The 9,501-nt window shown below is 41.4% G+C and carries 13 protein-coding genes; 2 read left to right on the forward strand and 11 right to left on the reverse strand.

Going from position 1 to position 9,501, the window contains the following annotated elements; translation table 11 throughout:
• The 11 genes from BN1765_RS20315 to BN1765_RS18825 all read right to left on the reverse strand — a co-directional run.
• The coding region (locus BN1765_RS20315) for a hypothetical protein (RefSeq protein WP_187119469.1) at positions 1–213 on the reverse strand (213 nt) is incomplete at its 3' end.
• Positions 214–829: 616 nt separating this feature from the next.
• Positions 830–1,006 (reverse strand): hypothetical protein, encoded by a 177-nt coding sequence (locus BN1765_RS20220; RefSeq protein WP_154666098.1) that lies wholly within the window; start codon positions 1,004–1,006, stop codon positions 830–832.
• Entirely contained in the window at positions 1,006–1,398 is a 393-nt protein-coding gene (locus BN1765_RS18785) for a hypothetical protein (protein WP_050616555.1), read from the reverse strand. The genes BN1765_RS20220 and BN1765_RS18785 overlap by 1 nt, the downstream gene beginning before the upstream one ends.
• A gap of 399 nt (positions 1,399–1,797) precedes the next feature.
• Positions 1,798–2,151, reverse strand: a complete 354-nt coding sequence (locus BN1765_RS18790; protein ID WP_050616556.1) for a hypothetical protein — start codon at positions 2,149–2,151, stop codon at positions 1,798–1,800.
• A gap of 431 nt (positions 2,152–2,582) precedes the next feature.
• The gene (fabZ, locus tag BN1765_RS18795; protein WP_050616557.1) at positions 2,583–3,014 is read right to left on the reverse strand and encodes a 3-hydroxyacyl-ACP dehydratase FabZ; all 432 of its coding nucleotides are present in this window, start codon (positions 3,012–3,014) and stop codon (positions 2,583–2,585) included.
• 188 nt (positions 3,015–3,202) lie between these two features.
• The gene (locus BN1765_RS18800; RefSeq protein ID WP_050616558.1) at positions 3,203–3,460 is read right to left on the reverse strand and encodes a DNA-directed RNA polymerase subunit beta; all 258 of its coding nucleotides are present in this window, start codon (positions 3,458–3,460) and stop codon (positions 3,203–3,205) included.
• Positions 3,461–3,479: 19 nt separating this feature from the next.
• Positions 3,480–4,322: a flagellar hook-basal body protein gene (locus BN1765_RS18805; protein ID WP_050616559.1), complete on the reverse strand. Its 843-nt coding sequence runs from the start codon at positions 4,320–4,322 to the stop codon at positions 3,480–3,482.
• Positions 4,323–4,350: 28 nt separating this feature from the next.
• A complete protein-coding gene (locus tag BN1765_RS18810) occupies positions 4,351–5,184 on the reverse strand; it encodes a flagellar hook-basal body protein (RefSeq protein WP_050616560.1) in 834 nt (277 codons plus the stop codon).
• Positions 5,185–5,625: 441 nt separating this feature from the next.
• Complete coding sequence (mreB, locus tag BN1765_RS18815) at positions 5,626–6,627, reverse strand: rod shape-determining protein (protein WP_050616561.1); 1,002 nt, start codon at positions 6,625–6,627, stop codon at positions 5,626–5,628.
• A 289-nt stretch (positions 6,628–6,916) separates the two neighbouring features.
• Complete coding sequence (gene spoIIID, locus BN1765_RS18820) at positions 6,917–7,183, reverse strand: sporulation transcriptional regulator SpoIIID (RefSeq protein ID WP_050616562.1); 267 nt, start codon at positions 7,181–7,183, stop codon at positions 6,917–6,919.
• Positions 7,184–7,693: 510 nt separating this feature from the next.
• Positions 7,694–8,539: a stage II sporulation protein SpoIIQ gene (locus tag BN1765_RS18825; protein WP_050616563.1), complete on the reverse strand. Its 846-nt coding sequence runs from the start codon at positions 8,537–8,539 to the stop codon at positions 7,694–7,696.
• Positions 8,540–8,697: 158 nt separating this feature from the next.
• Here BN1765_RS18825 and BN1765_RS18830 point away from each other — a divergent pair, with 158 nt between their 5' ends.
• The gene (locus BN1765_RS18830) at positions 8,698–9,123 is read left to right on the forward strand and encodes a VanZ family protein (protein WP_050616564.1); all 426 of its coding nucleotides are present in this window, start codon (positions 8,698–8,700) and stop codon (positions 9,121–9,123) included.
• A 72-nt stretch (positions 9,124–9,195) separates the two neighbouring features.
• A partial coding sequence (locus tag BN1765_RS18835) for a helix-turn-helix domain-containing protein (RefSeq protein ID WP_147554269.1) occupies positions 9,196–9,501 on the forward strand: 306 nt, incomplete at its 3' end.

Consider the following 9,501-nt stretch of genomic DNA (forward strand, 5'->3'; position numbering starts at 1 on the left):
CACAATCTTTAGTCGATTGTTTATACCTTTCTCTAACACCGCCATAGCTGGGGATTCATCCAGCTTATAAGAAGCAAGATATGTACCTGTTTCCCCTAACTGTTTAAATGATTTAACCTCTATCGTATGCGGTGTATCAAACCTTTTTTCCCAATCCTCTAAATGCTTTTTAATATCCACCGCATCCGTCTTTATCGGGTACTGTGCGTACAAACTAATGACCCCTATACCAATAATAATTACAGTAAATACAACGCTATACAGCAACTTCTTCTTGTTTGCTATATAAATCTCCCCTTTGATAGTTGTCTCTCTTGAAAATTGGATTTTGTAAATTTTCCGCTTTAATTATACCATTTTGCCCCTTTTGCGTTTCATAAAAATGGAAGCATTTATTGAGCTAACCTGCCACTTTTATTCAATAAGAACTTCAATAAAAAAAGCGTTAATCCTTTTTAGATTAGCGCCCAATTAAGTTCATAACTTTATTTCTTGTCCCACGATCATTACCCGAGTTGTATGATGCTTCTGAATTGGGACAGTAATGTTCGTTAACTTGTCTTATTCAACGAATTCAATAATAGCTTCAAACTCTCTTCTACTGATTTTTGTAAGTTCTATTCATTTTGTATCCGTCATTTTCGAATCAATAATTGATTATTCTCTTTTTTGCTCTTTTTTATCAACGTCCGCAGTTCAATAAGGATAAACAACTTTATATTTTTAAAGGACTTTATTATAAATTAAACATCTCTATTATTTCTTCGCATTCACGCCAATTAGAATGGGATAAAAAAAGAAGCTTGCTTCACCAAACTTCTTTCCTTACTCAATGGACAATATCCGAGCGCAGATTGTCGATGTCCGGCTGGATTATCTTCTGATTGCATTGTTCAATGATATATTGTATATCTTCTTGGGAATAATCCCACACAGGAAGATCCTCACCATAAGCAAGATAATAGAGAGTAGCAGCATCTATGATCCCCTGTTCACTTGCAGGCATTACTTTTTTTTTATTTCCTCTTCAAGCTGGCTTATGACATAACGGGCTTCTGTACGGCAAGAATACGCATATTCTTTCTCCGGAACCTGCTTTTGTAACTCTTCGATTACCTTTATTTGTTCTTCAGTTGGTCTCTCGGACAATATTTTATCAATCGTTTGATTGATTTTCATCGCTAGTTCTTTATGAAATGCCGGATCAGCCTTGATTTCCTCATCTACTTTTTTGTACCAAGATGCACTATGTAGTATGTACTCTCTCCATTCATTCACGAACATTTCAATATCTGCTTTATCTTCATCCCATTCGATGGAATTCATATATTGCTCAAATGCTGTGGATATAGAACGACTGATGCTGATTTTCACCCCGGGTGAAAGATTTTTTAACATATAGCCTTCGTACCCCCTGTTACACATAATATTGTAAAAATACTAACATAAAAAAACGCATAAACATATATAAATAATAAAATTGGCTTCTATTTTATATTATATATGGATAATATGCACATGGACGATAGTAACTTTTTAAAAAAACTATTTCTATTTTACCACATATTTCTTTCAAGGCGATAAAAAACACTAAATGTAAGACCTTCTCACCGTAAAGTGAAATTTTAACCAGTTGGGTTTCATTCATCCCTACTAAATAAGAGTTGAACCAATCGGATTCTTGGCGCTTGGTCTCCGCTTACACTTCTCATCTTTCCTCCCGTCTCGAAGGGAATGGAAAAAGGGCCCTTGCCTAAATAGCAGGGACCCTTTCTTTATTCTACAATTATTGGATAATTATCTATTGTCATTTTTATCATTGACTAGATTGTTATCATTGTTATTGTTCAGGTTTGTATCAACGTTGTTGTTGCGATTGTCGTTAATGCCAGTGTTATTTTCGACGTCTTCACGAAGGTTTTCAGCGCCTTCTTCCAAATCATTCACGCCGTTTTCAACACCATTTCTAACATCGTTTCCAATGCCGTCATTATTCGTGTTGTCCACACCGTCATTTACATCATTCACATTATCTGTGCCATTGTTTGTGCCATTCATGTCATTATCGTTTCCGTCATTATTGCCGCATCCGGTTAATAGCATAGCAGAAAATGCACAGCCTGTAAGGATTGTCATCCATTTCTTATTCATGTTGCTTTTCCTCCTTTCGAGCAATTAATTGACCTGATATATGGGTCAGTTCGTATTTTGCCCATAGAAAAGAAAAACTTACATTCATTTTGCAATTTAATCTTAACCGTATAATGGATCGCATAAAGAGAAACGTTAATCGTAGAGAATTTATATTCATCCTCATCCATGGTTCTTATTCACATCAGTTAGAATGGGATAAAAAAAAGCCGGACACATAAGCGTCCAGCCCAAAATGGAGAATGTACTATGGCTTACCAACCCATTAAGTATCATTCCAATATGCTTATATACATCATATAAGCGTTATTATTATAATATACTTTAAAGAAAAAGTTCGGTAAACCAGTTATATGTAAATTACTTCAAATAAACTATCTATTGTAAACCATTATCCACATTTTTGGGTCTTGTGGATTATTATCTTGAGATTATTCAGCCTCGCCTAAAGCAAAGGAAATTTCCACTTCGCAAGCCACTTCGCCATCGACAGTCGCCACGGCTTTTCCTTTGCCGAACGTGCTTCTTAAGCGAGTCAATTCCACTTCAAGGCGCAATTGGTCGCCAGGCTTTACTTGTCTCTTGATGCGGCAATTATCAATACCGGCAAGGAACCCAATTTTTCCTTTGTTTTCTTCTTTTTTCAGCAATGCCACAGCCCCTACCTGAGCCAGCGCTTCAATGATCAGTACGCCCGGCATGACAGGATAATCAGGGAAATGCCCATTGAAAAACGGTTCGTTTGCGGTAACATTTTTAATGCCGACTGCACGCTTTCCTTCTTCTAATTCAATGACTTTATCCACCAATAGGAACGGATAACGATGCGGGATAATTTTTTTGATTTCTGTTACATCCAACATTGGTTCTACCTCCTGATTTACCGATATTCGGTTTATATTCCTTTAGTATAGAGGAAAAAAGGCTCGGAAGATAGAGGAGGGAATGCCTGACTTTACATGGAGTGAACTTTATTCGGCTATGGCTCATTCATGTTTGAAGCCAAAAGAAAAAACCCCCGCAGCACGGAGATTTTTTGGGGAATGCCAAATCAGGAGCCTTGTTTCACAAGATCCCTGATATGGAGCCATGTTTCCTTTTGGAACACTTCACTTGGCTTGCCGTCTCCGATGACACTGTACCCGACAACACAGCCGATTGCCGTAGCTAGGACAATGGCGACGGCTAGGAGTAAAATCCTCATCCAGATTGGGATAAGTCGGATGCGGATTTTTTCCCGCGTCTTTTTTTGCTCAGTTTGCATTTGTACCTGCTTATGGCCTTGTCTGGTGAGAATTTCTTGTTCCATAAATAAACACATGCTCCTTTTATCGTACGCTATTGATCAGCCCTTGCATTTCGTCTGCCATCGTAATCGAACGCGATTGCATTTGATATTGCCGCTGGGCGATTAGCAGGTCTGTTATTTCTTTAGAAAGGTCGACATTGGATGATTCCAGTGCACCTTGCTTCATGGCGATGCCATTTCGTTCATTGCCTGTCAGTTCTGTCATGATATTCGCCGGCTCAATGCCGAGCGCCGCAGCATTTTCGGATAGTCCGACCAGGTTGCCGCTTTTATGCTCGAGATATTGGGCGTTTTTGACCGATACAACCCCCATAGGGATTTCCGCAGTGCTTCCATCCTGTTTCTCGATGCGAAGCACACCTGCTTCTCCAAACGATATGCCTTTCATATCGGCAGGAATGGTGACCGGTTTATTGTTGGCATCAAGTACATGATAGCCACCTGAAGTAACCAGGTTCATGGAGCCTGTTTTGGTCGGCGACAGATAAAATGCCCCGTCTCTTGTATATTGTACGTCATTTTTATTATTTTCCACAACTTGAATTTTAAAGAACTGGTCTTCTTTAAGTAAAGCAACATCAAGATTGCGCCCTGTTTCTTTCAGGCTTCCTTGTGTCATCACTAGTTTCTCAAGCGCCAATTGGGAGCCGGAGCCTTGGCGGATGCCCATCGGTGTTTTACGGCCGATTTCCTTATCCGTACGGTTTTGGTTATGGATCTGCTGCACCAATAAATCATTGAATGTGGCATCTTTGCGTTTGTAACCGGTAGTATCAGCGTTTGCCATATTCGTTCCGATCAAATCGATTCGTTGCTGCAGCTGCGACAATGTGTTCGTGGCTGTGATCATACTTTGATTCATGCACTATCCCTCCGCTTTTATCCTGTGTTTAGACTCTTCCGATTTCATTCACCATCTTATCCGCACTGCGGTCATATGCCTGCAGCACCTTTTGATTGGCTTCAAATGCCCGGTAAGCAGTCATCATATCCGTCATCGAGCGGCTGGCATCCACATTGGATCTCTCCAAAGAGCCTTGTCTTAGGGAATACTTAACATTGGCATTCGTTACAGCTTGTGGCAATGCCTGTCCATTTTCCATCCGGAATAGCCCATTCCCCTCTTTAATCAGTGCATTCGGATCAGCCGCATAAGCAACCCCTAACGCAGAAACCGGCCGGCCATTCGCCGCCACCTGTCCGCTGCCGTCGATTGTAAATTCATCATTATCCAGGTGGATTCGGCTGCCTGTATTGCTCAAAACGTAATTGCCATTCGGAGTCGTCAAGAAGCCTTGCTGATCCAATGTAAAATTCCCATTTCTCGTGTAGGAGACGGCTCCCTGGCCATTGTCGACCGTAAAAAATACAGAACCGGCAGTTCCGGTTGCCCGATCAATCGGCATCGCGATATCAACCAGTGCGGCATCTGTGTTTTTCCCCGTTTCCTCGAGGTCTCCCTGTGTAAAGAGCGGCGTTGTCTCCTGGACGTACACTCCCGTATTCATTTCCCCTATAGTAGAACTGCCCGGCAAGTTTAAACCTGGCTTGGCCGAGGAGCCGCTTTCCATCCGTTCCATCAACATTTTCGGAAAAGCCCGCAGGCTCGATTGATCTTGCTTGAATCCAGGTGTATTCGCATTTGCCATATTGTTCGTCAACATTTCTGTACGCCGCTGCTGGGCAATCATTCCGGAAGCAGCCGTATAAAAACCTCTGAGCAAAAGTGTTTCCTCCTTAGTCGTCCCCTTTTATCTATTCCATTATATACAAAACCACCCAATAGAAGGTAGTTTTTAGGCATTTTCATACAGTGAAACTTTAATCGGCAGGGGTGTTCTTCTCCGGCCGATTATTAGTTGAACCAATCGGATTCTTACTGGCGCTTGATCTCCCACTTTTCACTTCTTTGTCTTTATTCCCGTGTTGAAGTGGGGGTCTTAGCGCCAGTTAGAATGGGGTACAGTGAAACTTTAATCGGTGGGGCGTTCTTCCCCGGCCGATTATTAGTTGAACCATCCGCTGCCATCATCCACGCAGAATACTGGCAGGCTTCTAAGTAGTTCATCGGCCATTTCAGCTTCTTTTCAAGCAAGCCTAATAAAAAAAGTGCCAAACAGGTTTAACTGAGGCACTTTTTGGTATAAGTATAAGTATAAATAGGATTAGCCAAAACGGCGATTGGAGATCTTGTCTACATTGTCAAGCATGATGCCCGTTCCGATTGCGACACAATCCATCGGGTTATCTGCCACAAGTACAGGGACCTTCAATTCTTCCGCAAGCAGCATATCGATTCCGTGCAGCAATGCTCCGCCGCCTGTCAAAATGACACCGCGGTCGATGATATCAGCTGATAGTTCAGGAGGAGTGCGTTCGAGCACAGATTTAGCGGCTTGAACGATGACAGCCACTGATTCGCGCAGCGCTTCTTCAATTTCAACCGAGTTCACTGTAATCGTGCGGGGAAGTCCGGAAACCATATCGCGTCCGCGGATTTCGATTGTTTCATTGCGAGAACCTTCAAAAACAGTCGCTACCTGGATTTTAATGTTTTCAGCCGTACGTTCACCGATCAACAATTTGTATTTGCGTTTGATATAGTTCAAGATTTCATTATCAAACTTATCTCCAGCCATCTTAATGGATGATGATGTTACGATATCACCCATTGATAATACGGCGATATCTGTCGTTCCCCCACCGATATCGACGACCATATTGCCGCTTGGCTGGAAAATATCCATTCCTGCTCCGATAGCCGCAACTTTCGGCTCTTCTTCCAGGAAGATTTTCTTGCCTCCGCTTTTTTCTGCCGCTTCTTTAATCGCCTTTTGCTCAACACTTGTAATATTCGTCGGACAACAAATGAGAATACGGGGCTTTGATAAAAATCCTTTCACATTCAATTTTACAATGAAGTGCTTCAACATCGCTTCTGTGATGTCAAAGTCAGCGATAACTCCGTCCTTCAGCGGTCTGATCGCCACAATATTGCCAGGCGTACGGCCTACCATGCGGCGTGCTTCTTCTCCGACAGCGAGTACACGGTTCGTATTTTTATCAATTGCCACTACCGATGGCTCATTTAGCACGATTCCCTTTCCTTTAACGTGAATCAACACGTTGGCGGTACCGAGATCTATTCCAATATCCCTTGCAAACATGGTTTATTTTTCCTCCTCAACTACATACATTCATTACTAAAACTGTCCTAATTTTACATTTTATCATATATTTATTGACAAAACGAATGACTTTTACAGAAAATACTCCGACTGCATCGCTCCTATTATAATCCTATATAGACACCCTTTACAATCTTTACTTCGCCTATTTTTATAAAGCGGCCAATAACGGTTAAAACGGTTTCCATCTAAAAAGCCTTAAGGCAAATTGTCCGGCAGACACTTCGCCCCAAGGCTTGTTCAGGTAATCCCCCTCATTCACTCTTCCTCACTGAACCGTTTCTTCTTCTGGTTTGCGGTACTTCATTTTAGTCGCTTCCCCACCGCGCAAATGGCGGATGGATTTGTGGTAATCCAGAATCTCTTTCACTTCGTTTGCCAGCTCCGCATTTATGATGGGAAGCCTTTCCGTCAAGTCTTTATGGACAGTACTTTTGGATACGCCGAATTCCTTCGCAATGACGCGAACCGTTTTCTTTGTCTCCACGATATACTTGCCGATCTTGATTGTTCTTTCTTTGATGTAATCGTGCACACCACTCGCCCTCCCTAAGTTGGATGTGAGAAGTGTGAAATGAGATTCGCTTCTAATGGTTGATTAGCGCCAGCTCTCCAAGAAAAAAAGAATATATAGTTCATCTAATATATTTAGTTCAAACGATTCCTCACCTCAATCACTCTCTTATAAGGTTTGTAACATTTTATTAGCTTGGGCGAGTGAATATGCACAAAAACCTGAATAAGGACAAGGCATAGGCGATTTTTTAAACGTTTTCATTATGGGAAGCTGCGATTTCCTGCGTACTTACGCTTATGCCTTTTTACAATATGTGGGGAAAATATATCTATTTCCCGAGAAATTTGTCGCTTCTCCACCTATCCTGCCAAAAGGCCTGCATAGTAAGTGAAACGTTAAAAAGCACTTGATTTCCCGCTTTCATTTCCTTGTTAAAGTGGGATTTTTTAGCGCCATTAGGACAAAAAAAGATTGCCCCTAAAAAGGACAATCTCATTCATCAGTATGTGCGCAATTGGGAATTACATATTAGTTTTGAGTATCTGTTTTTGTGTTCTCTTGATCGGATGAAGATTCATCCACTGAAGGTTCTTCAGAGCTGCCTTCCTCAGTTGGTGCTTCATTTTCTAAAGTTGCATTCTCTTTATCTTCATCGGACTTTGTTTCAACTGCCTTGCTTTCCATTAAAGATGATACTGGTTTTTGGAAATAATCATTCGGATTGACAGCGACTGAATCTTTGCGGATTTCGAAATGGACATGGATGCCAGCTTCTTCATTCAACAAGCTTTGCCCCGCTTTTGCGATGGCTTGTCCCTGAGTAACTGAATCTCCTTCTTTCACAGCAATGTCTGTTACCGACTGATAAGAAGTAGTGATTCCTTTGCCACTATCGATTTCGATGACGTTTCCTAGTAAAGAATCTTCTTTCACACTTATTACTTTACCGCTGACTGCCGCTACTACATCAAATGTTTTGCCATCTTTTTTGGCAAGGTCGATTCCTTTATTCATGATGTACTTATTATCATAGAATAAAACTGCTTTTTCTTGCTCTTCCTTGCTGGCTTTCTTGTCATAGAAGTCTTTTTTGACTACACTGTCGGACATATCGCCCATCGGCGTTCCGAAATGCTCCAGTTTGCTGTTTACTTCCACAGCTTCCTGGTCTGTTCCTTTTGCAGTGTCTTTAACCTCATGTTTGCTTATATCTCCCGGTGCCGCTACATCTTCCTTATCTGTCTGGAACCAAAGGACTGCTGTTAATAGAATGGCTGCTGCCGCTAAATAAATGGCTGGCAATGCCCAACGCTTTGAAAGAAAACGTCTCATTCCTGATTTTTGAGACATCCGTTTCTTTTCTTCCTCTCTCATGTTTATCACCTCAGCAACCATTTTGAACACATTTTTCTAAATATATACATTTACTTTGAAAATTTTTATTTTCGCCGTTCATGCTATAATAGATAGATTCGATTGGGTCTCCTATTCTAGGTTCAGAGGGAATTTCCCAGAAAGGTCGTGCCTTTTTCATGAAAAAAACAATCACATGCTTCTTATGGTTACTGCCATTCATCTATATGGCCGTGATTTGGGCCTTGTCCAGCATACCGAGCAATGCATTGGTCGAGCTGCCTGACTCCAAATGGGATCATTATTGGAAAGAAAGCATGCACCTTATTGAATTTGCTATTCTTTATGCTTTACTCGCCATTGCATTGGCCGCGAGCGGCAAGTTGACTGCTTCCACTAGTCTGGCAGCCGCTATTGTCGCTATGGTTTATGGAGTACTGGATGAATATCACCAATCCTTTTATCCATACCGGTCGGCTACAGTGATTGATGTCATCAAGGATTGGATCGGCGTGATTGCCGTCTGGGCCCATGTTCGCTATCACTACTTTAACAGGAAGAAAAGCCTCCTGAATACATTGGAGCGTACTCTGCATGAGCAATAGGAAAAAGCACTGCCAATGTGTACTGCACCCCAAAAGTTAGAGTTGAAAATCTAACTTTTGGGGTGTTTATTTATGGCTAAATATAGTGAAACCTTTAAATTAATGGTTGTGAAAGAATATTTAGAAGGAAAACTGGGATATACGCTTTTAGCTCAGAAACATGGATTACCGTGTAGTACACCGATTAAAAGGTGGGTGAAAAACTATGAGAAATTTGGTGAAGATGGATTAAGAAGAAAGACAAAAAAGAGCATTTATCCTGTTCAATTCAAGCTGGATGTATTAAGCTTTATGCAAAGAACAGGTTCTTCAGAAACAGAAACAGCCCTGCACTTCGGGATCACGAATCCTCCTATGATTGCTTCGTGGAAGAAGGCT

It is taken from the genome of Bacillus testis, assembly GCF_001243895.1.
GTDB classification, from domain to species: Bacteria; Bacillota; Bacilli; order Bacillales; family DSM-1321; genus Bacillus_AD; species Bacillus_AD testis.